General features: G+C 64.0%; 19 protein-coding genes. 6 read left to right on the top strand and 13 right to left on the bottom strand.

The window, feature by feature from the left end; translation table 11 throughout:
* Positions 1-7: 7 nt before the first annotated feature.
* The 4 genes from CFK21_RS09730 to acnA all read right to left on the bottom strand — a co-directional run bounded on the left by CFK21_RS09730 (position 8) and on the right by acnA (position 5,441).
* Complete coding sequence (locus CFK21_RS09730) at positions 8-538, bottom strand: DUF7931 domain-containing protein (protein ID WP_096366477.1); 531 nt, start codon at positions 536-538, stop codon at positions 8-10.
* A 7-nt stretch (positions 539-545) separates the two neighbouring features.
* Positions 546-1,019: a GNAT family N-acetyltransferase gene (locus tag CFK21_RS09725; RefSeq protein ID WP_096366476.1), complete on the bottom strand. Its 474-nt coding sequence runs from the start codon at positions 1,017-1,019 to the stop codon at positions 546-548.
* A 132-nt stretch (positions 1,020-1,151) separates the two neighbouring features.
* Positions 1,152-2,525, bottom strand: a complete 1,374-nt coding sequence (gene purB, locus CFK21_RS09720) for an adenylosuccinate lyase (protein WP_096366475.1) — start codon at positions 2,523-2,525, stop codon at positions 1,152-1,154.
* Positions 2,526-2,771: 246 nt separating this feature from the next.
* Positions 2,772-5,441: an aconitate hydratase AcnA gene (gene acnA, locus CFK21_RS09715; RefSeq protein WP_096366474.1), complete on the bottom strand. Its 2,670-nt coding sequence runs from the start codon at positions 5,439-5,441 to the stop codon at positions 2,772-2,774.
* A gap of 331 nt (positions 5,442-5,772) precedes the next feature.
* Between acnA and CFK21_RS09710 the strand changes: the two genes are divergently transcribed.
* On the top strand, positions 5,773-7,557 hold the full coding sequence (locus tag CFK21_RS09710) for a diguanylate cyclase (protein WP_096366473.1): 1,785 nt from the start codon (positions 5,773-5,775) through the stop codon (positions 7,555-7,557).
* On the opposite strand, the gene hflD is transcribed toward CFK21_RS09710, so the two are convergent.
* From hflD to CFK21_RS09695, 3 genes are all read right to left on the bottom strand, one after another.
* Entirely contained in the window at positions 7,554-8,192 is a 639-nt protein-coding gene (hflD, locus tag CFK21_RS09705) for a high frequency lysogenization protein HflD (RefSeq protein WP_096366472.1), read from the bottom strand. The two genes, CFK21_RS09710 and hflD, sit on opposite strands and share 4 nt — an antisense overlap.
* A gap of 88 nt (positions 8,193-8,280) precedes the next feature.
* On the bottom strand, positions 8,281-9,381 hold the full coding sequence (gene mnmA / locus CFK21_RS09700; protein ID WP_096366471.1) for a tRNA 2-thiouridine(34) synthase MnmA: 1,101 nt from the start codon (positions 9,379-9,381) through the stop codon (positions 8,281-8,283).
* Positions 9,378-9,836 carry an NUDIX hydrolase gene (locus CFK21_RS09695; protein ID WP_096366470.1) on the bottom strand — a complete coding sequence of 153 codons (459 nt, stop codon included), beginning with the start codon at positions 9,834-9,836 and terminating at the stop codon, positions 9,378-9,380. The genes mnmA and CFK21_RS09695 overlap by 4 nt, the downstream gene beginning before the upstream one ends.
* 296 nt (positions 9,837-10,132) lie before the next feature.
* Between CFK21_RS09695 and CFK21_RS09690 the strand changes: the two genes are divergently transcribed.
* Together CFK21_RS09690 and icd are read left to right on the top strand one after the other, a co-directional pair.
* The gene (locus CFK21_RS09690; RefSeq protein WP_096366469.1) at positions 10,133-11,047 is read left to right on the top strand and encodes a hypothetical protein; all 915 of its coding nucleotides are present in this window, start codon (positions 10,133-10,135) and stop codon (positions 11,045-11,047) included.
* A gap of 307 nt (positions 11,048-11,354) precedes the next feature.
* The gene (gene icd, locus CFK21_RS09685) at positions 11,355-12,629 is read left to right on the top strand and encodes an NADP-dependent isocitrate dehydrogenase (RefSeq protein WP_096367568.1); all 1,275 of its coding nucleotides are present in this window, start codon (positions 11,355-11,357) and stop codon (positions 12,627-12,629) included.
* Here icd and CFK21_RS09680 read toward each other — a convergent pair.
* Complete coding sequence (locus tag CFK21_RS09680; protein ID WP_096366468.1) at positions 12,626-12,835, bottom strand: cold-shock protein; 210 nt, start codon at positions 12,833-12,835, stop codon at positions 12,626-12,628. The two genes, icd and CFK21_RS09680, sit on opposite strands and share 4 nt — an antisense overlap.
* Positions 12,836-13,156: 321 nt before the next feature.
* Between CFK21_RS09680 and clpS the strand changes: the two genes are divergently transcribed.
* Together clpS and clpA are read left to right on the top strand one after the other, a co-directional pair.
* Positions 13,157-13,480: an ATP-dependent Clp protease adapter ClpS gene (clpS, locus tag CFK21_RS09675; protein ID WP_096366467.1), complete on the top strand. Its 324-nt coding sequence runs from the start codon at positions 13,157-13,159 to the stop codon at positions 13,478-13,480.
* A gap of 23 nt (positions 13,481-13,503) precedes the next feature.
* A complete protein-coding gene (clpA, locus tag CFK21_RS09670) occupies positions 13,504-15,762 on the top strand; it encodes an ATP-dependent Clp protease ATP-binding subunit ClpA (protein ID WP_096366466.1) in 2,259 nt (752 codons plus the stop codon).
* A 98-nt stretch (positions 15,763-15,860) separates the two neighbouring features.
* On the opposite strand, the gene infA is transcribed toward clpA, so the two are convergent.
* The 5 genes from infA to trxB form a co-directional block, all read right to left on the bottom strand.
* Positions 15,861-16,079 carry a translation initiation factor IF-1 gene (gene infA, locus CFK21_RS09665; RefSeq protein ID WP_096366465.1) on the bottom strand — a complete coding sequence of 73 codons (219 nt, stop codon included), beginning with the start codon at positions 16,077-16,079 and terminating at the stop codon, positions 15,861-15,863.
* A 196-nt stretch (positions 16,080-16,275) separates the two neighbouring features.
* The gene (locus CFK21_RS09660; protein WP_096366464.1) at positions 16,276-16,989 is read right to left on the bottom strand and encodes an arginyltransferase; all 714 of its coding nucleotides are present in this window, start codon (positions 16,987-16,989) and stop codon (positions 16,276-16,278) included.
* A gap of 44 nt (positions 16,990-17,033) precedes the next feature.
* On the bottom strand, positions 17,034-17,762 hold the full coding sequence (aat, locus tag CFK21_RS09655; RefSeq protein WP_096366463.1) for a leucyl/phenylalanyl-tRNA--protein transferase: 729 nt from the start codon (positions 17,760-17,762) through the stop codon (positions 17,034-17,036).
* Positions 17,763-17,769: 7 nt separating this feature from the next.
* On the bottom strand, positions 17,770-18,951 hold the full coding sequence (locus CFK21_RS09650; protein WP_096366462.1) for a GNAT family N-acetyltransferase: 1,182 nt from the start codon (positions 18,949-18,951) through the stop codon (positions 17,770-17,772).
* Between the two features lie 266 nt (positions 18,952-19,217).
* Positions 19,218-20,189 (bottom strand): thioredoxin-disulfide reductase, encoded by a 972-nt coding sequence (gene trxB / locus CFK21_RS09645; RefSeq protein ID WP_096366461.1) that lies wholly within the window; start codon positions 20,187-20,189, stop codon positions 19,218-19,220.
* 110 nt (positions 20,190-20,299) lie between these two features.
* Between trxB and ald the strand changes: the two genes are divergently transcribed.
* Positions 20,300-21,376: an alanine dehydrogenase gene (gene ald, locus CFK21_RS09640; RefSeq protein WP_096366460.1), complete on the top strand. Its 1,077-nt coding sequence runs from the start codon at positions 20,300-20,302 to the stop codon at positions 21,374-21,376.
* Positions 21,377-21,382 lie beyond the last annotated feature (6 nt).

Here is a 21,382-nt window from a genome sequence, read left to right as displayed (position 1 = left end):
CGCACAATTAAAGATGCAGCCGCCGCAGTTCCGGATCGGTGCTGCTGCGCTCCCAGATCTCGTCGAACTCGCTGCGCAGGCGGCGCACCTCCAGTGGCAGCTTGAAACTCACCCGACCCTCGAAGCGGCTGGCGAGCTTGCGTTCCAGTAAACCGTAATCGTCCACCAGCAGGAAGCTGTCGCTGCGTTCGCGGTAGTCCTCGTGGCTGCGGCGGATCTCGGCGTAGCTGCTCAGGCGCCGGCAGAGTTCGATCAGCCGGTTGCCGGCCTTCACGGCCGGCTCCGCGTCGTGGGTGAGGATGCGGATGCGGCAGTTGCGGTGACGCAGGGCGAACTGCGCCATGGCCTCGATCACGGGGCTGCGGTCGTAGAGCTGGGGGTCGAGGTCGCGGGTGAAGATTTCGATGCGTCGATGCGCCAGCGGGAGCAGGGTGTCCACGGCCAGGCGGTTGTCGTCTCGGGTCCTGAGGGTGAACTCGCCTTCGGTCTGACCGAGTTCGGGATTCAGGCTGGCAAGGGCTTCGGCGAAGTCGGACATGGTGTCTTTACCCGTCCTCGCGGGTCGGGAAGGTCTCGCAGAAACGGGACATGCTGTAGTGGGTGATGCCGGCCTCCGCGAACGGCTCGCCGGTGGCGATGAAGCCGTGCTGGTGATAGAAGGTGGCGGCGCTCGCCTGGGCGTGCACATAGACCTCGTCCAGTTCATGCTCGCCGGCCAGTTCGATCAGGCTCAACAGCAGGGCACTGCCCACGCCCTGGTTGCGGTAGTCGGGCAGTACGGCCATGCGGCCGATGCGGCCGTCGGCGGCCATGCGCGCGGTGGCGATGGGGCGGCCGTCGATGGCGTAGGCGAGGTAATGGACGCAGAGTGGATCCGCGCCGTCGAATTCCAGTTCAGGATCGATACCCTGTTCCTCGACGAACACGGTCGTGCGGATGGCGCGGATGGCGGTGGCGTCGGTTTCCCAGTCGGCGCGGGCGATGAGAAAGCCGGTTTCGGGGGCGGCGGCGTCGGTCATGGGGATATGGTGCCGGAATCGGGGGCATTTGGGAACGGCAGGAAAAACGGGCGATTGTAGGTCGGGTTAGCGCAGCGTAACCCGACACGTCGCCGGAGGGATGTCGGGTTACGCCCACCGGGCTGACCCGACCTACCTGATGTTTCGGGCCTGCTCGGCGGCGTTGCCGGTGTAGGTGGCAGGGGTGAGAGACTTCAGCCGCTCCTTCGCCTCGGCGGGGATGTCGAGGTTGTCGATGAAAGCCTGCATGGATTCGGCGTCGATGCCCTTGCCGCGGGTGAGTTCCTTGAGCTTCTCGTAGGGCTTCTCGATGCCGTAGCGGCGCATGACGGTCTGCACGGCCTCGGCCAGGACTTCCCAGGTGGCATCCAGATCCTCGGCCAGGCGCGTCGGGTTGGCCTCCAGCTTGCCGATGCCGCGGCCAAGCGAATCGAAGGCGATCACGCTGTGGGCGATGCCCACCCCCAGGTTGCGCAGCACGGTGGAGTCGGTGAGGTCGCGCTGCCAGCGCGAGACGGGCAGCTTGGCGGCCAGGTGGTCGAAGATGGCGTTGGCCAGCCCCAGGTTGCCTTCGGCGTTCTCGAAGTCGATGGGGTTGACCTTGTGCGGCATGGTCGAGGAGCCCACCTCGCCGGCGACCGTCTTCTGCTTGAAGTAGCCCAGCGAGATGTAGCCCCAGACGTCGCGGGCGAAGTCGATCAGGATGGTGTTGATCCGGCCCAGCACGTCGAACAGCTCGGCGATGTAGTCGTGCGGCTCGATCTGGATGGTGTAAGGATTCCAGTCCAGCCCGAGTTTGTTGGTGATGAAGGCCTCGGCGAAGGCCGGCCAGTCGACCTCGGGGTAGGTGATCAAGTGGGCGTTGTAGTTGCCGACCGCGCCGTTGATCTTGCCCAGCATGGGCACGGCGGTGAGCTGGCCGCGCTGGCGCTGCAGGCGGTGGACCACGTTGGCCATCTCCTTGCCCAGGGTGGTGGGCGAGGCGGGCTGGCCGTGGGTGCGCGAGAGCATCGGCACCCCGGCGTGCGCCTCGGCCAGGCGGGCGATGGCGTCGATGACGCTGTCCAGCTGCGGCAGCAGCACCTGGGCGCGGCCCTCGCGCAGCATCAGGGCGTAGGCCAGGTTGTTGATGTCCTCGGAGGTGCAGGCGAAGTGGATGAACTCGCTGACCGCCTCCAGTTCCTGGTTGCCGGCGATCTTCTCCTTGAGAAAGTACTCCACCGCCTTGACGTCGTGGTTGGTGGTGCGCTCGATGTTCTTGACCCGCTGCGCGTCCTCCTCGTTGAAGTTGTCGACGATGCCGTTGAGCACATTGTCGGCGTGCTCGCCGAAGGGCGGGACCTCCGCGATGGCCGGGTGCGCGGCCAGGGCCTGCAGCCAGCGCACCTCGACCAGCACCCGGTGCTTGATCAGGCCGTATTCGCTGAAGATGGGGCGCAGGGCCTCGGTCCTGCGGCCGTAGCGGCCGTCGATGGGGGAGACGGCGGTGAGGGATGTCAGGTCCATGGTTGTTTACCTATTGAAGATATTCAACGCAGAGGCGCAGAGGCGCAGAGAACGCAAAGAACCCTGGAGTGTGATAAACACCTTAACCATCCCCGTCATCCCGGCGCAGGCCGGGATCCAGAAACCGCCGCGGGTACTGGATTCCGGCCTGCGCCGGAATGACGTACCAGGTTAGTCAGGCTATTTCTATAACTTTGCGATCTCTGCGTCTCCGCGTCTCTGCGTTTAAAGGGTAAAGGGTTTATCTCACCCCGCCAGCTGGCGCAGCACATAGTGCAGGATGCCGCCGTGGCGGTAGTACTCGACCTCCTGCGGGGTGTCGATGCGTACGCGGGCGGTGAAGGTCTTCTCGTGGCCGTCCTCGGTGGTCGCGCGCACGGTCACGGTCTTGGCCGAGCCGTCGCCCAGGCCCTCGATGCTGTAGGTCTCGTGGCCGGTCAGGCCGTGGGCGGCGACGTTCTCGCCGTCCATGAACTGCAGCGGCAGCACGCCCATGCACACCAGGTTGGTGCGGTGGATGCGCTCGTAGCTCTCGGCCAGCACGGCGTGCACGCCCAGCAGGCTGGGGCCCTTGGCGGCCCAGTCGCGCGAGGAGCCGGAGCCGTATTCCTTGCCGGCGATGACCAGGCTGGGGGTGCCCTCGGCCTGATACTTCATGGCGGCGTCATAGATGGACATCTTCTCGCCGCTGGGCACGTGAATGGTCACGCCGCCCTCGGTGCCGGGGGCAAGCAGGTTGCGCAGGCGGATGTTGGCGAAGGTGCCGCGCATCATCACCTCGTGGTTGCCGCGGCGCGAGCCCAGGGAGTTGAAGTCGCTCTGCTGCACCCCGTGCTCGAGCAGGAACTTGCCGGCCGGGGTGTCGGCCTTGATGGCGCCGGCGGGCGAGATGTGGTCGGTGGTGACCGAGTCGCCCAGCAGGGCCAGCACCCGGGCGCCCTGGATGTCCTTCACCTCGCCGGGCGTCTTGCTCATGCCTTCGAAGTAGGGCGGCTTCTGGATGTAGGTGGAGTCGTCGTCCCAGCCGAACAGCTGGCCCTCGGGGGAGGCCAGCTCGGCCCAGCGTGCCTCGCCCTTGTAGATGTCGTCGTAGACCTGGGTGAACTCGTCGCGGTTCACGCTGCTGGCGACGATGTCGCTGATCTCCTTCTGGGTGGGCCAGAGATCCTTCAACGTGACCGGGTTGCCGTCCTTATCCGTGGCGATGGGGTCGTTGAACAGGTCGATGTCCATGGTGCCGGCGATGGCGTAGGCGACCACCAGCGGCGGCGAGGCCAGGTAGTTCATGCGCACCTCGGCATGCACCCGGCCCTCGAAGTTGCGGTTGCCGGACAGCACCGAGCACACCGACAGATCACCCTCGGCGATGGCCTTGGAGACCGGCTCCGGCAGCGGCCCGGAGTTGCCGATGCAGGTCGCACAGCCGTAGCCGATGACGTGGAAGCCCAGCGCCTCCAGGTCATCCATCAGCCCGGCCTGGTTGAGGTATTCGGTGACCACCTGGGAGCCGGGGGCGAGCGAGGTCTTCACCCAGGGCTTGACCGTGACGCCGCGCTCCAGCGCCTTCTTGGCCACCAGGCCGGCGCCCAGCATGACCGAGGGGTTGGAGGTGTTGGTGCAGGAGGTGATGGAGGCGATCACCACCGAGCCGTCGTTGAGCTCGAACTCGCGGCCGTCGATGCTGCCCTTCGCCGGCCTGCTGCTGAGGTTGCGCTCCTCCTGGAGCTGCTTCAGGGCCTGCTCGAACTTTGTCTTCGACTCGGTCAGCGCGATGCGGTCCTGCGGCCGCTTGGGCCCGGCGATGCTGGGCACCACGGTGCCCATGTCCAGCTCCAGGGTGGAACTGTATTCGGCATCCGGGGTGTCCGCGGTGTGGAACATGCCCTGTTCCCTGGCATAGGCCTCCACCAGGGCGACCTGGTCGTCGTCGCGGCCGGTCAGGCGCAGGTAGTTCAGGGTTTCTTCATCGATGGGAAAGATGCCGCAGGTCGCCCCGTACTCGGGGGCCATGTTGGCGATGGTGGCGCGGTCGGCCAGCGACAGGTGCTGCAGGCCGTCGCCGTAGAACTCGACGAACTTGCCCACCACGCCGTGGCGGCGCAGCATCTCGACCACGGTCAGCACCAGGTCGGTGGCGGTCGCGCCCTCGGGCAGGGCGCCGGTCAGTTTGAAGCCCACCACCTGCGGGATCAGCATGGACACCGGCTGGCCCAGCATGGCGGCCTCGGCCTCGATGCCGCCCACGCCCCAGCCCAGCACGCCCAGACCGTTGACCATGGTGGTGTGGGAGTCGGTGCCGACCAGGGTGTCGGGGTAGGCCTGCAGCACGCCGTCGTTGTCCTTGGCGAAGACGACGCGGGCCAGGTATTCGATGTTCACCTGGTGCACGATGCCGGTGTCCGGCGGCACCACCTTGAAGTTGGAGAAGGCCTTCTGGCCCCACTTGAGGAAGCTGTAGCGTTCGCGGTTGCGCTGATACTCCAGCCTGGCGTTGATGTCCATGGCGTCCTTGTTGCCGAAGGCATCGATCTGCACCGAGTGGTCGATGACCAGCTCCGCCGGCTGCAGCGGGTTGATCTTGTCCGGGTCGCCGCCCAGGGCCTGCATGGCGTCGCGCATGGCGGCCAGATCCACCACGGCGGGCACACCGGTGAAGTCCTGCATCAGCACCCGGGCCGGGCGGTAGGCGATCTCGCGCTCGGGCTCGGCCTGTGGATTCCACTGGGCCAGGGCCTCGATATCGGCGGCGCTGACGGTCTTGTCGTCCTCGAAGCGCAGCAGGTTCTCCAGCAGGATCTTCAGCGAGAAGGGCAGGCGGGAGACGGAAAAGCGGTCCTCGAGGGCGTCCAGCCGGTAGATCTCGAGGGTGTTGTCGCCGACGGTGAGGGAGGCGCGGGCGCCGAAGCTGTTGGCCATGCTGACTCCTGTCTGGTTCTGATTCGGGGGCGAAGCCGGGCCGGGGGAAAACGGGTTTCCGGCAAGCGCGCCATTATGTCGGATTTGGCGCCGGCTGAGTAGTCGGAAATGCAAGCCGAAACAACGACATGCCTGTGGATCTCGAAAGTAAGGGTTAAATAATATATTTAACAACAGTATGATACAGAGCAAAATTAATGTGATTGGTTATTATTATATGCGTGCCTAACGCGATCCCTGTCGGTCAAGCTGCCGGGGCCTCCGCCGCTATGATTGAACGGGCGCCCGCCAGGGAAACTGACCGACGTTACCACCCCCATCAATGACGCAGATGAATGATTACGATGCCGCGCCACGCGACGCAGGGCCGCGGGCGCACGAGCGCAACCCTGCCCGGCGGGTTCGGCCATGGCCGTGGCTGCGGTATTTCGCCCTGCTGCTGACCCTGATCCCCGGCCTGGCGCCGGCCGCTGCGCCGCTGTCACTGACGGCTGTCCACGAGGGGCCGATCGGCGCCTCCGTCAGCTATTACCAGGAAACCGGTGACCGGCTGGTACTGCAGCAGGCGGTTGCGGCGCTCGCTGCGGACAGCTTCAGGCCCGCTGCTGCCCCGATCCTGAACTACGGCATCGGCGCGCGGCCGGTGTGGCTGCATTTCAGGGTGGTCAACGACACCGGCGAACCGTTGCGACGGCAGTTGTCGGTGGAGACCACCTGGCTGGATCGGGTCGAATTCTATGTCCGCCAGGATGGCCGGACCCTGGCGATGGATCAGGCGGGCGACAGTCTGCCGTTTGCGCATCGCAGTGTGGACAGTCGCCATTTCGTATTCCAGCACAGTTTCGTCCCGGGCAGGTCAGAGGTCTTCATCAGGGTGCAGACCCCGGACCCGATGCTGATACCGCTGTACCTGCACGCGCCCGAGCAGGCCCGCAGCCATGCCACGCTGCAGCAGTACAGCTATGGAGTGTTGTACGGTTTTCTGCTGGCGCTGCTGATCTACAACCTGATGCTCTATGCCGGTCTGGGCGTGCCGCGCTATGGCCTGTACTCGCTCTATCTGGGCGCATTCCTGCTGATGAACATCGCCTATACCGGACACGGTTTCCGCTGGCTGTGGCCGGACAGCCCGGGCTGGGCGCAGTGGTCCAATCCGGTGCTGATGGTGCTCTACGGAGTGGCGGGGCTGGCCTTCGCCCTGAGCTTCCTGGAGACGCGCTGCAACTTTCCGCGTGTGCATCGCGCGGTGCTGGCCTATATCGGCGCCGGCGTCGGGCTGCTGGGGCTGGCCGCGCTGTTCAGCAGCCAGTATTTCGCCCTGCTGGTGGCGTTCAGCTTTGTCACCCTGTTCACCCTGATCATGCTGTCGCTGGGCCTGCTGGCCGTACGCGGCGGCATGCGCGCGGCCCGTTACTTCCTGCTGGCGGCGGTCGCGGCCATGGCCGGCGCGGCAACCACGGCACTGGCGGTCTGGGGCTACATTCCCACCAGTGTCTGGACCTACCGCGCCGTCGATATCGGCATGCTGCTGGATGCCACCCTGCTGGCGCTGGCACTGACCTATCAGTTCCGGGTCGGCCAGTCCGAACGTCTGCTGGCCGAGCAGCTGGCGCGGCAGGACCCGCTGACCGGGATGAAAAACCGTCGTGCCTTCACCGACGAGGCCCGGCCCGTCTGGAATATCGCCCATCGCCAGGGGCATCCGCTGGCCGTGGTGCTGCTGGATATCGACTGCTTCAAGCGCATCAACGACAGCTATGGCCATGCCTACGGCGACAAGGTGTTGATCACGGTGGCGGAGGTGATCATCGACACCATCCGTCAACAGGACGTGGCGGCGCGCTGGGGTGGGGAGGAGTTCATCCTGCTGCTGCCCGAAACCGGGCTGGAGGAAGCGGCTGCGCTGGCGGAGCGGCTGCGTCAGGCCATCGAGGCCGTCCGCCTGCGGTGGGGTGATGACATCATCACGGTCACTGCCAGCTTCGGAGTTGCCGAGCGCGATGTTGAACATCCCAATCTGGACAGCCTGATTTCCGTCGCCGACAAGTACCTCTACCAGGCCAAACACGACGGCCGCAATCGCATCCGCTACCGTCCCGTTGCCTCTGTGGCCTAGACGGCGGTGCCGGTGGTCTCCAGCAGCGAACGTGCCGCCTGCAGCAGCGCCTTGCGCCGTACCAGCAGCTGCCAGCGCCGGCCGCCGGACTGTTCCCACAGCACGGCGGAACGAATCCCGGCCAGCAGCAGGGCGCGGATCCAGTTCTGGTTGTCAGGGTTGCCCAGCACAGCGGCCTCGCCCTGAACCATGATGCGCGGTGTGAGGGTGCTCACGGTCTGCTGATACAGATCGGCCAGCGCGGCGATCACGTTCTCGTGGGCGGGGGAAAAATACTCTGCCTGGTGTTTGGCCTGGGTAATGCCCTCGGCCAGGATATCCATCAGATCCCGACGGCGCTGCAGCTTGTGAGCGAGATGCAGCAGGGCGATGGCGTAGCGTGTGGTTTCCATCTCCGGCGCGGCGCCGCGGCCGCCGCCGAGGCGCTGGATCAGGCCCTCCAGCCCGCGCCGCAGCGGTTCGACGCCGCCGTAGACCTCGGCGGTGCTGGCCGGGTCGGTGATCAGCAGGCTGCGTATCAGGGTTTCGCGCTCGGCACTGTCGGCGCGGCCGTTGTGGGCGTACTCGCGTACCAGCAGGGCGGACTGGAAGACGCCGGCAAGGGCGAGACAGCGATCGGACAGGGATTGGCTCATGACGGCTGGTGGTGGTTGGCTGGTGCCAAGTATGCGGACCGTGTTGAGTGATGATCAAGTCCGGATTGACACTATAGCTCGGCCCAACCTACGGGTTGAATCCTGCCTCTATGGTCCCGCCGCCCAGGCATTCCTCGCCCTGATAGAACACCACCGCCTGTCCCGGCGTGATGGCCCGTTGGGCCGAGTCGAACCGCACCTGCCAGTGCTGAGCGCCACGCGGTTCGAGCAGGCATGGCTGATCGCTCTGGCGGTAGCGGATCCTGGCGCTGCATGCGAGCGGCTGCTGCGGCGCGGACCCGTTGATCCAGTGCAGACGAGTCAGGGTGAGTCCGGTGTGCAGCAGCCGCGGGTGGTTGCCGCCCTGGACCACGAGCAGGCGGTTGTGCTCCAGATCCTTGTCGGCCACGTACCAGGGCGCGCCGCTGCTGTCGGCCCGGCCGCCGATGCCCAGCCCCTGGCGCTGGCCGATGGTGTGATACATCAGGCCCTGGTGCTCGCCGAGTATGTGGCCGGCTTCATCCACGATCTCCCCCGGCTGTGCCGGCAGGTATTGCTTCAGGAAGGTATTGAAGCGGCGCTCGCCGATGAAGCAGATGCCGGTGCTGTCCTTCTTGGCGTGATTGGGGAAGCCGGCCTGGCGGGCGCGGGCACGGACCTCATCCTTGTGCATCCCGCCCAGCGGGAAGCGGCTGTGGCTGAGTTGTGCCTGCGTCAGCAGATAAAGAAAATAGGACTGATCCTTGTTGTCATCCACACCCTTGAGCAGGCGCACCCCGCCCGCCGTGGAATCGATGCGGGCGTAATGACCGGTGGCTATGCCGTCGGCGCCCAGTGAGAGGGCGTAGTCCAGGAAGGCACGGAACTTGATCTCGCGATTGCAGAGTACGTCCGGATTGGGTGTGCGTCCGGCGCGATACTCGGCCAGGAAATACTCGAACACCCGGTCCCAGTACTCGGCCGAGAAATTCACCTTGTGCAGTTTCATGCCCAGGCGTTCGGCCACGGCTTCGGCATCGGCCAGGTCTTCGGCCGCGGGGCAGTGGCCGTCGGCATCGTCCTCGTCCCAGTTCTTCATGAACAGGCCTTCGACCTCAAATCCCTGTTCCAGCAACCGCAGGGCGGCGACGGCCGAGTCCACGCCGCCGGACAGGCCCACGATCACGCGTGTGTCCACCGGTCGCGTCACGGTGTTGCGTCCACCAGGCTGCGCAGCAGTGACAGGGGATAGCGCTGCCCGGCCAGATAGTCGTCGATGCACTGCATCACCAGCGGGCTGCGCCACTCCCGGCGCCGCGTGCGGATGTCGTCCGGACTGAGCCAGACGTTGGCGTCGATCTCGGTATCCGTCTGCAACGCCGGATCGGATTCATCCACATAGCCGGTGAAGGTCACCCGCAGGAAGGTGGGGTGTCGTGGTCCCGCGCGCCACAGGTACACACCGACCAGCGCTTCGGGGGTGAAAGCGCGCGTGGTTTCCTCGCGAACCTCGCGGATGATCGCATCGGTCAGGGATTCGCCCGGCTCCAGGTGACCGGCCGGCTGGTTCAGCCGTGACCGACCCTCGATGGTCTCCTCCACACAGAGGAAGTAACCGCTGTGTTCGATGACGGCGGCGACGGTGACATGCGGTTTCCAGGTCATGAATGCAGTGCAACTCCAGTGGGTTCTGGGGCCGGTCGGGGATGCCGGAGCCGATGTAATGTTAAAAGATTAGTGAATACTAATAAAATTTTGGTTTCAGTCGGTTGTAAAGGCTAATCTGCACAGGCGTCGATTTTTTGTCTTTTTCGCTTGACATCAAAAGCGGCTCGATGGATTACTATTGCCCATCACCGTCGGGATCCGGCCAGGGAACTGCCGGCACGGCGGGAAGATAAAACCGATCGGGCAGAGTTCCGACATTTCCAGAATAAATCATGTAACGGAGGAGTTGCACAATGATCAATGCAATCAAGAAAATCTGTCTTGCAGGTGCAGTGTTCGCCTTCACCGCCAGCAGTGCAGTGTCGGCCGAGGAGTTGAAGCCGTTCAGCCTGGCCTATACCACCAGCGGTGACATCAATGCCGTGGCCGATGAGGTCAAGTCCAAGGTGACCTCGGCGGGCTTCGAGATCGTCGGTTCCTACACCCCCTACGAGGGTGCTCTGATTCTGGCCATCACCAACGACGAACTGAAGCAGGCCGCGGCCAGCTCCGAGTTCGGCGGCTACGCGGCAGGTCAGCGCGTCACCCTGACCCAGGTGGGCGAGGAGATCCAGGTTTCCTACACCAATCCCGAGTACTACGGTAATGCCTACCGCCTGGATGACGAGTCCAGCCTGACCAACGCCGCGGCCAAGCTCAAGGACGCCCTGGGCAAGCAGACCGAGTTCGGTACCGGTGAAGAGCAACTGAGCTCCAAGGACCTGCGCAAGTATCATTACATGTTCGGTATGGAGTACTTCGACGATCCGTCCGAACTGGCTCAGTACGACAGCCATGAGGAGGCCATCAAGGCTGTCGAGGAAGGCCTGGCCAGTGCCCGCGGCGGCGCCACCAAGGTCTATCGCATCGACATCCCCGGCAAGGAAGAGACTGTGTTCGGCGTGGGCCTCAGCGAAGGCTGCTCCGGTGACGAGTACATCATGAGCCGCGTGGACAAGGATCAGCTGCGTTCCACCGGTCACCTGCCTTACGAGATCCTGGTCTCAGGCGGTGATGTGTATGCCCTGTATGCCCGCTTCCGCATCGCCATCAGCTGGCCGCATCTGCCGATGATCGCCAGTGAGACCGGTGCCACCTTCTTCAACATCATGTGCGCACCGAACGCCATCGAGGAGGCCCTGATCCAGGCCGCCGGCGGCGAAATCTGAAGCGTCGGGCAAGATCCTCTGCACGACAGTGCAGGACAACGACCCCCGCCCAGTGCGGGGGTTTTTGTTTGTATGCCCCGTCATTACGGTGCCCGGGCCCGGAGGATGGGGTTGCCCTAATGAAGCCCGAAGGGATTCTATGGCGACGCGCCACGGCAATCTCCTTACGGCTGAGCCTGCCGTACGGGATTGCCACGCTTCGTTTATGCCCTTCGGGTGCTCGCAATGACGGGTGCTCTGATGGAGTCGCCCCTTGAACATCATGCTAAACTGGCACCGTGTCGATGTGCGGCAGGAGTGCAACAGCATGGCGTATCAGAAGATCGAGGTCCCCGCCGCGGGTGAACGCATCCGGGTCAACGCGGACTACTCCCTCACGGTGCCCGATCACCCGGTGATTCCCTTCATCGAGGGCGACGGCATCGGCGTGGACATCACGCCGGTCATGCGCCGGGTAGTGGATGCGGCGGTGGACAAGGCCTATGGCGGCAAGCGCCGGCTGGCCTGGATGGAGATCTACGCCGGCGAGAAATCCAATGCGATCTATGGCGAAAACACCTGGCTGCCGGACGAGACGGTTGCGGCCATCCGCGATCATGCCATCGCCATCAAGGGACCGCTGACCACCCCGGTGGGGGGCGGTATCCGCTCCATCAATGTCGCCCTGCGCCAGCAGCTGGATCTGTATGTCTGCCTGCGGCCGGTGCGCTACTACCCGGGAACGCCGAGCCCGGTCCGGCATCCGGAGAAGAGCGACATGGTGATCTTCCGGGAGAACTCGGAGGACATCTATGCCGGCATCGAGTGGGCGGAGGGTACGCCTGAAGTGAAGAAACTGCTGGCGTTTCTGCAACAGGAACTCGATGTAAGTCAGATCCGCTTCCCGGGCAGTTCCGGCATCGGTATCAAGCCGGTCTCGCGCGAAGGTACTGAACGCCTGGTACGCAAGGCCATCCAGTACGCCGTTGACCAGGATCGGGGCCGGGTGACCCTCGTGCACAAGGGCAACATCATGAAATTCACCGAAGGGGCCTTCCGCGACTGGGGCTATGCACTGGCCCGACACGAGTTCGGTGCCAGGGACAAGGATGGCGGCCCCTGGCTGTCATTTTCCAGTCCGCAGACGGGCCGGGAGATCGTTATCGATGATGTCATCGCCGATGCCTTCCTGCAGCAGCTGCTGCTGCAACCGGAACGCTGCGACGTCATTGCCACACTCAATCTCAACGGGGATTACATCTCGGATGCCGCTGCGGCTCAGGTCGGCGGCATCGGTATCGCGCCCGGCGCCAACCTGTCGGACACGGTGGCGCTGTTCGAAGCCACGCACGGTACCGCCCCCGATATTGCCGGGCAGGATCGGGCCAATCCCAGTTCACTGATCCTGTCCGCGGAAATGCTGCTGCGTCATATCGGCTGGCAGGAAGCGGCCGACTGTGTCGTCACCGGGCTGGCCGGAGCGATCGCCGCGGGTCAGGTGACCGGCGATCTGGCCCGGGAACGGGAAGGAGCGACCGAACTGGGCTGCAGCGCCTTTGGCGACGCGGTGATCGCGCGCATGCAGGGCCAGGACAGATCCTAGCTGATTGAAGGGTCGATGCGGGTGGCGAGCAGACCCTTCGGGCCTTCCTTGTATTCGTATTCCACCTTCTGTCCTTCCTTGAGGGTGCGGTATCCTTCCGCCTCTATCACGGTGAAATGGGCGAACACATCCTCACCGCCGCCTTCGGGTTCAATAAAGCCATAGCCTTTGGCATTACTGAACCACTTCACTGTACCGATTGCCATACGTACTTACCTCGTTTACCGCTGCGGTTCACGACCGCTTATTGCTGTGTGGTTTGTTCTGTGCTCCGCAACGCCGAAGCGTTCGCCGGGAGACTCCTCCTGTCGCATCACCGGATCCGACACGGGCAACTTTATACTCTTGACTAAAATAGTCAAGTATTCCCGGGCGGTCCAGGCAACGGTGAACCCCCCCTTGGCCGACGCCGGGCGAAAAGTGAATTCAATCACTTATCAAAGGGTTTAAATCCGCCTCACGATCCCTATATATTGATGACTGTAGCGCCGCGACAGGACGGAATGATTTCGCGTAAGATCACTGCCATGAGCCAGGAACCCAAGCAACCGAACCAGGATGACGGGCTCGCTGTCCAGGAGGACAAGCCCAAGCTAAAGAAGCCGCCGCTGTACAAGGTCGTACTGCTGAACGACGATTACACTCCCATGGAGTTCGTGGTCGAAGTACTGGAAACCTTCTTTTCCATGTCGCGCGAGAAGGCCACCCAGATCATGCTGCACGTGCATACGCGTGGAAAGGGCATCTGCGGGGTCTACACCCATGAAATTGCCGAGACCAAGGTATACCAGGTCAACGATTTTTCGCGGCAACATCAACACCCGCTCCTGTGTACTCTGGAGGAGGCCTGAGGCGGTTACAGAGGTACGATTCTATGCTGAGCAAGGAACTGGAATTCACCCTCAACCTGGCCTTCAAGGAGGCCCGGGAAAAACGGCATGAATTCATGACGGTCGAGCACCTGCTGCTCGCCTTGCTGGACAACCCCGCCGCCGCCGAGGTCCTGCGCGCCTGCGCCGCCGATACCGGGAAGCTCAAGCAGGAACTGGAAGCCTTCATCGAGGAGACCACCCCGCGGCTGCCCGAGCACGACAACCGCGAGACCCAGCCCACCCTCGGGTTTCAGCGGGTGCTGCAACGTGCGGTGTTCCACGTGCAGTCCTCGGGCAACAAGGAAGTCACCGGCGCCAATGTGCTGGTGGCCATTTTCAGCGAGCAGGAATCCCAGGCGGTCTACTTCCTCAACAAGCAGGACGTCACCCGGCTGGACGTGGTCAACTACATCTCTCATGGCATCTCCAAGGTCGGCGACCAGGAGGAACTGGGCGGCCAGGCCGGCGAGGAGGCCGAGGCAGCCGGCGAGGCGGGCGGCAAGAGCAACCCGCTGGAGACCTTTGCCACCAATCTCAACGAACTTGCCCGCCAGGGCAAGATCGATCCGCTCATCGGTCGCGCCGAAGAGATCGAGCGCACCGTGCAGATCCTGTGCCGACGGCGCAAGAACAACCCGCTCTACGTGGGCGAGGCCGGCGTGGGCAAGACCGCTCTGGCCGAAGGTCTGGCGCGCATGATCGTCGATGGCCAGGTGCCCGAGGTGCTCAAGGACAGTGTTATCTACGCGCTGGATCTGGGGGCGCTGGTGGCCGGCACCAAGTATCGCGGTGATTTCGAAAAGCGCCTCAAGGCGGTACTGGCCCAGTTGCGCAAGGAACCGGGTGCGGTGCTGTTCATCGACGAGATCCACACCATCATCGGGGCGGGTGCCGCCTCCGGCGGGGTGATGGATGCCTCCAACCTGATCAAGCCGATGCTGGCCAACGGCGAGCTCAAGTGCATCGGCTCGACCACCTACCAGGAATACCGCGGTATCTTCGAGAAGGACCGCGCCCTGGCCCGCAGGTTCCAGAAGATCGACGTACGCGAGCCCACGGTCAACGAGACGGTGCAGATACTCAAGGGCCTGAAGCCGGTGTTCGAGCAGCACCACGAGGTGAAGTACTCCTCCAAGGCGCTGCATGCGGCTGCCGAGTTGTCCGACCGCTACATCACCGACCGCCACCTGCCGGACAAGGCCATCGATATCATCGACGAGGCCGGCGCCAATCAGCGCCTGCAGCCGCCGTCCAGGCGCAAGAAGACCATCGGCGTGAACGATATCGAAATGATCGTCTCGAAGATCGCACGGATTCCGCCGAAGAGTGTGTCCACCACTGACAAGGACAAGCTCCGCAACCTGGCGCGCGATCTCAAACTGGTCATCTTCGGCCAGGACGAGGCTGTGGAATCACTCGCGGCCTCGATCAAGATGGCGCGTTCCGGTCTGCGTGACGAGCGCAAGCCGGTCGGTTCCTATCTGTTTGCCGGTCCTACCGGAGTGGGCAAGACCGAGGTTACCCGACAGCTGGCGCTGCACCTGGGGATCGAACTGATTCGTTTCGATATGTCCGAATACATGGAACGCCACACGGTCTCGCGGCTGATCGGCGCGCCGCCGGGCTATGTCGGTTTCGACCAGGGCGGTCTGCTGACCGATGAGGTACTCAAACACCCACATTCGGTGGTGCTGCTCGACGAGATCGAAAAGGCCCATCCGGAAGTGTTCAATCTGCTGCTGCAGGTGATGGACCACGGCACGCTCACCGACAACAACGGCCGCAAGGTGGATTTCCGCAACGTGATCATCGTTATGACCACCAATGCGGGGGCGCAGGATATGGACCGGCGTTCGATCGGCTTTACCCGGCAGGATCACACCACCGACGGCATGGAGGCGATAAAGCGCCTGTTCACTCCGGAGTTCCGCAATCGTCTGGACGGGATCATCCAGTTCAAGTCACTGGATCCCACCATGGTCGCGCAGGTGGTCAACAAGTTCATCTTCGAACTGGAAGCGCAGCTGCAGGACAAGGGCGTGTCCCTGCACGTTGATGACGAGGCGCGGCTGTGGCTGGCCGAGAAGGGCTACGATCCGAAGATGGGCGCCCGCCCGATGGCGCGGGTGGTGCAGGAGTACATCAAGAAGCCGCTGGCCGAGGAGCTGCTGTTCGGTCGCCTGGTCAAGGGCGGCGAGGTGCATGTACACCTCAGGGACGGCGAACTCGAGATCGAGATTCCGGAGGAAGAGGAAGCCTGATCCCCGCCGGCCGCACAACATCACCGCCCGACCGTCCCGGTTGGGCGGTTTTTTTTATGGGCTGGGGCAAACTCGGATTGATGCAGGAGAGGGCGGGATCAGCGGGAACGGTAGACGATGCGGCCCTTGCTCAGATCGTAGGGGGTCAGCTGCACCGTGACCTTGTCGCCGGTCAGGATACGGATGTAGTGCTTGCGCATCTTGCCCGAGATGTGGGCAGTGACGACGTGGCCGTTCTCGAGTTCGACGCGGAACATGGTGTTGGGCAGGGTCTCCAGCACCCGGCCTTCCATTTCAATGTGGTCTTCTTTGGCCATAAACCTTCAATTCAGTGACTTGGCGAATGGCGCATTATAGCGGCTCAGCGTGCCACGTAAAACACAAATAGCCACGGAAAACACGGAAAGCACGGACGAAATAATTGTAAAAGCCGTATTCCCATTGCCGTGGCGCGGTGCGATCGGCAATGCTGAATGGTTTTTGTCCGTGTTTTCCGTGTATTCCGTGGCGCTCTCAAGGCTCGTCAGGTAACTCCCGCCAGCGGTCGCCCTGGTAGCCCTGAAGTGGGCGGAAGCGGCGTTTGTAAGCCATTTTGGGAGAATTTTCAATCCAGTAGCCCAGATACACCCAGTCCAGATGCAGGCGTCTGGCCAGATCGATCTGCTGCAAGATGGCGTAGTTGCCCAGACCGCGGGACTCGGCGCCGGGTTCGAAGAAGGTATAGACCGCCGACAGACCGTCATCGACCAGATCGGTGCAGGCTACGGCCATCAGCTGCTCATCCAGCCGCAGTTCGAGAAACAGGGTCTGGCTCCAGCGGCTGAGCAGAAACTGGCGAAACTGGGTCGGGGAGGTTTTATCCATTCCGCCGCCGGGATGGCGGGCAGCCAGGTAACGCTGATAGAGCTCGAAATATTCCGGGGCATAGTGCCCCTTCAGCCAGTGCCCTACCAGATCCTGATTGCGTTTGCGGCAGCGCCGGTCGCGCCGTGAGGGCGTGAAGCGGGCCACCGGGATGCGCACCGAGATACAGGCCTGGCAGCCGGGACAGGCCGGTCGGTAGATGTGCTCGCCGCTGCGGCGGAAGCCGTGTCGGATGAGGTGGCTGTAGATGGGATTGTCCGCGGTCCCCGGCTCGACGAAGATACTGACCGCCTCCCGATCCGGCAGATAGCTGCATTGCTGCGGCGGGGTGACATAGAGTTGGATGTCGGTGGGACGGTTCATGCGGGGCTGTGCTGCAATGCGGTCATGGTGACCCTGCCTGCAGGTTAGGCAACCCCCTCAGGGCTGTCAAACCGCCAGGGTCCGCGCCGGTGCGGGTACTGCAGGGCCGCCTCGAGCCGCTGGATGAAGTCGCGCCGGGGGATATCGACCGCGCCAAGGCTGGCAAGGTGGCGGGTATGGACCTGACAGTCGATCAGGGCAAAGTCCCAGGCCGCGAGTTGGCGCACCAGATGCACGAAGGCAACCTTGGAGGCGTCGCTGGTGCGGCTGAACATGGACTCGCCGAAAAAGACCCGGCCCAGGGCCACGCCGTACAGCCCACCGACCAGCTGGCCGTCCTGCCAGGTCTCTACCGAGTGGGCCAGACCCATCCCGTGCAGACGCTCGTAGGCCTGGCGGATCTCGGTGGTGATCCAGGTGCCGGGCTCGTCCCGGCGCGGCTCGGCACAGCCGCGGATCACGCCCGCGAAATCCGTGTCCAGACTGACCTCGAAACGCCGCTGCCGCAAGGTCTTGGCCAGGCTGCGCGAAACCTTGAGCTGTTCCGGAAACAGGACCGTGCGCGGGTCCGGCGACCACCAGAGGATGGGTTGTCCCTCGCTGTACCAGGGGAAGATGCCATGGCGGTAGGCGTTGAGCAGGCGCTCGGGTTCCAGGCCGCCGCCCACGGCCAGCAGTCCGTCCGGCTCGCGCAGCGCCAGTTCCACCGGGGGAAAGGGGGCGCGCGGGTTGGCCGGGTTGAGCCAGTAGGGGGCGGATTGACGCCGGGTCATCGCAGTTTCAGTCGATGCGACGCACGTGACGGGCGGCCGGCGGCAGCCGGTCGGCCTTGTAGGGCAGGTGTTCCGCGTTGAGGGTGTGGATGTAGTCGCGCATGGCCCGCTGCTCCCGTGACAGGAAATCCGCGATCGCCTCCCGCAGCCGGGGCTGGGCGATCCAGTGCGCCGACCAGGTCGGCGTGGGCAGAAATCCCCGGCTGACCTTGTGTTCGCCCTGGGCACCGGGTTCGAACAGGCTCAGGCCCTCCCGGATGCAGTAGTCGATGCCCTGATAGTAGCAGGTCTCGAAGTGAAGGCTATGGTAGTCGGCCTCGCAGCCCCAGTGCCGGCCGTACAACGCGCCCTGGCTGCGAAAGCACAGGGCCCCGGCCACCGGCCGACCGTCGATGCCGGCAAAGATCAGCACCACCTGCTCGCCCATGGCGGCGCCGAGTTCGCGGAAGAAGGGCAGATTCAGGGTGGCCGTGCCCCACTTTTTATCGAAAGTGGATTGATAGAAGCGATGCAGGGTCCGCCAGTCGCTCTCATCGGCCTCATGGCCATGGACGATGCGGTGCTCGATGCCCGCCTCGATGACCCGCCGCCGTTCGCGCTTGAGTTTCTTGCGCTTGTGGGCGCTGAAGCTGTCGAGAAAATCGTCGAAGTCGCGGTAGCCCGGCTGGGTCCAGTGGTACTGGCAGCCCATTCGCAGCAGAAAACCGGCATCCTCCAGGCTGTCGGTGTCGCTCGCATCGGGAAACAGCCAGTGCAGCGACGACAGGCCCTGCTCGCGGGCCAGTACCCCGGCGGCTTCGATCAGCCCGCGGCGCACCGGTTCGGGATCGGACAGCGTCGGATCGATCAGCAGCCGCCGCCCGGTGACGGGGGTATAGGGTACGGCCGCCACCGCCTTGGGGTACCAGGGCATGCCGGCACGCTCGCTGGCGTCGGCCCAGGCCCAGTCGAAGACGAATTCGCCATAGGAGTTGGTCTTCAAGTACAAGGGCACGGCCCCGACCAGCCGGCGCTGGTCGTCAAAGGCCAGCAGGTGATGCGGCAGCCAGCCGAAGGTCTGGCCCACGCAGTCGTGGTGTTCCAGCGCGGCGAGGAACTCGTGGCGAAGGAAGGGGTTGCCGTCCGGATTGAGGCGGTTCCAGTCGGCGGCGGAAACCTCGTCGAGGCTGTGACTGATACGGATCTGCATGGGGCAGAGTGTACCCGGAACGAGGGTGCAAAAAAGCCCACCAATGGCGGGCTTTAATAACCGGCTGTTACTTGTGAACTCGCGGCATTAATGCAAAGGGCGCAGAGGAATTTCATCTGTATCCGTCATTGCGAGCGCAGCGCGACAATCTTTTAACGCAGACAGGATCAGTGGGAGATTGCCACGTCGCTTCGCTCCTCGCAATGACGTATCAATCTTATAGGTTTCTCTGCGTCCTTAGCGCCTTTGCGTTGAGCCAAGGCATCTCAATAATGACTGGCGTTCTGGTCCAGGTTGTCGAGGTACTTCTCGGCGTCCAGCGCGGCCATGCAGCCGGTGCCGGCGGAGGTGATGGCCTGGCGGTAGACGTGATCCATGACATCGCCGGCGGCGAACACGCCTTCCACGCTGGCGGCGGTGGCGTTGCCCTCGGTGCCGCTCTTCACCTTGATGTAGCCGTGCGCCATGTCCAGCTGGCCTTCGAACATGTCGGTGTTGGGCTTGTGGCCGATGGCGATGAACACGCCGTGGACGTCGATCTCCTTCGTGGAGTCGTCCTGGGTGTTCTTCAGGCGCATGCCGGTCACGCCGGCGTCGTCGCCCAGCACCTCATCGAGCACATGGTTCCATTCGATGCCGACCTTGCCTTCCTTCTCCTTGGCAAACAGCCGGTCCTGCAGGATCTTCTCGGCACGCAGGGCATCACGGCGGTGCACCAGGGTCACGTGCGAGGCGATGTTGGCCAGATACAGGGCCTCTTCCACGGCGGTGTTGCCGCCGCCGATGACAGCCACCTTCTTGTCGCGGTAGAAGAAGCCGTCGCAGGTCGCGCAGGCCGATACGCCCCGGCCCTTGAACGCCTCTTCTGAATCCAGGCCCAGGTACATGGCCGAAGCGCCGGTGGCAATGATGAGGGCGTCGCAGGTGTAGTTGCCGGAATCGCCCTTGAGCTGAAACGGGCGCTGCTTGAGGTCGACGCTGTTGATGTGATCGAAGACGATTTCGGCGTCGAAGCGCTCGGTGTGCTGGCGCATCTCGTCCATCAGTTGCGGTCCCTGCAGATCCGCGGCGCCGCCGGGCCAGTTTTCCACCTCGGTGGTCGTCATCAGCTGGCCGCCCTGCTCGAGGCCCGTGATGAGGACGGGGTTGAGATTGGCGCGCGCGGCATAGATCGCGGCGGTGTAGCCGGCCGGGCCGGATCCGAGAATCAGTAGACGAGAGTGCTTGGGTTCGCTCATGTATAATGGCTCCGCATTGACTGGCAGGGGCCAGGGACCTGGGAATCTTCGCCGTATGCACGACGCGCCGTAATGGTACGGGCTTTGATCGGGGGGGTAAAGGAGAGGGCATGCGCATCGGGATACCGAAGGAGATCAAGACGCTCGAGGGTCGGGTCGGGCTGATCCCGGCGGCCTGCGCCGACCTGGTCCAGGCCGGCCATGCGGTGGCGGTCGAGGCCGGCGCCGGGCTGCAGTCCGGCTATACCGACGATGAATTCCGCGCCGCCGGCGTGGAAGTCCTGCCCGATGCCGAGGCGGTCTATAGCCATGGTGAACTGATCATCAAGGTCAAGGAGCCGGTGGCGGGGGATCTCGAGCACCTGCGTGCGGATCATCTGCTGTTCTGCTACCTGCATCTGGCCGCCGAGGTGCAACTGGCCCGGCAACTGCAGGCCATCGGTCTGACCGCCATCGGCTTCGAGACCGTGACCCGCGCCGGCGGTCTGCCGCTGCTCGCCCCCATGAGCGACATCGCCGGCCGCCTGGCAGTGCAGATCGGCGCCACCCTGCTGCATACTCCCCAGGGCGGGAAGGGGATGCTGCTGGGCGGACTGCCGGCAGCGGAACGCGGCCGGGTGACCGTCATCGGCGGCGGTTTTGCCGGGGGCAATGCCGCCGCCTTTGCGGCCGCCATGGGTGCAGAAGTGACGGTGTTCGACAAGAAGCGCGAACGGCTGGAGGCCATGCGTGAACTCGGGCCCAATGTCACCGCCCTGTATCCCTACCAGGACGCTGTGGCCGAGGCGGTGGCGGCCAGCGACCTGCTGATCGGGGCGGTGCTCATTCCCGGCGCCCGCGCCCCGCATGTGGTACCGGCGTCGATGGTGGAGCGGATGGCGCCCGGCGGCGCGGTGGTGGACATCTCCGTCGACCAGGGCGGCTGCATCGAGACCATCCATCCGACCGACTACAGCGCACCCACCTATGACTGGAACGGCATTGTGCACTTCGGCGTGACCAACATGCCCGGGGCGGTGCCGCGCAGTGCCTCCCAGGCGCTGTCGGCGGCGGTGCTGCCCTACGCCCTGTTGCTGGCCGGGGAGCAGAACTGGACCACCGACGCGGGCCTGGCGGCTGGCATCAATATCCATGCCGGTGATGTGGTCCACCCGGCAGTGAAAGCCGCACTGGGCGGCAAGCATTGATTTTGG

The sequence above is a fragment of the Thiohalobacter thiocyanaticus genome (assembly GCF_002356355.1).
GTDB lineage: Bacteria > Pseudomonadota > Gammaproteobacteria > Thiohalobacterales > Thiohalobacteraceae > Thiohalobacter > Thiohalobacter thiocyanaticus_A.
This window is presented reverse-complemented; position numbering and strand designations above follow the sequence as displayed.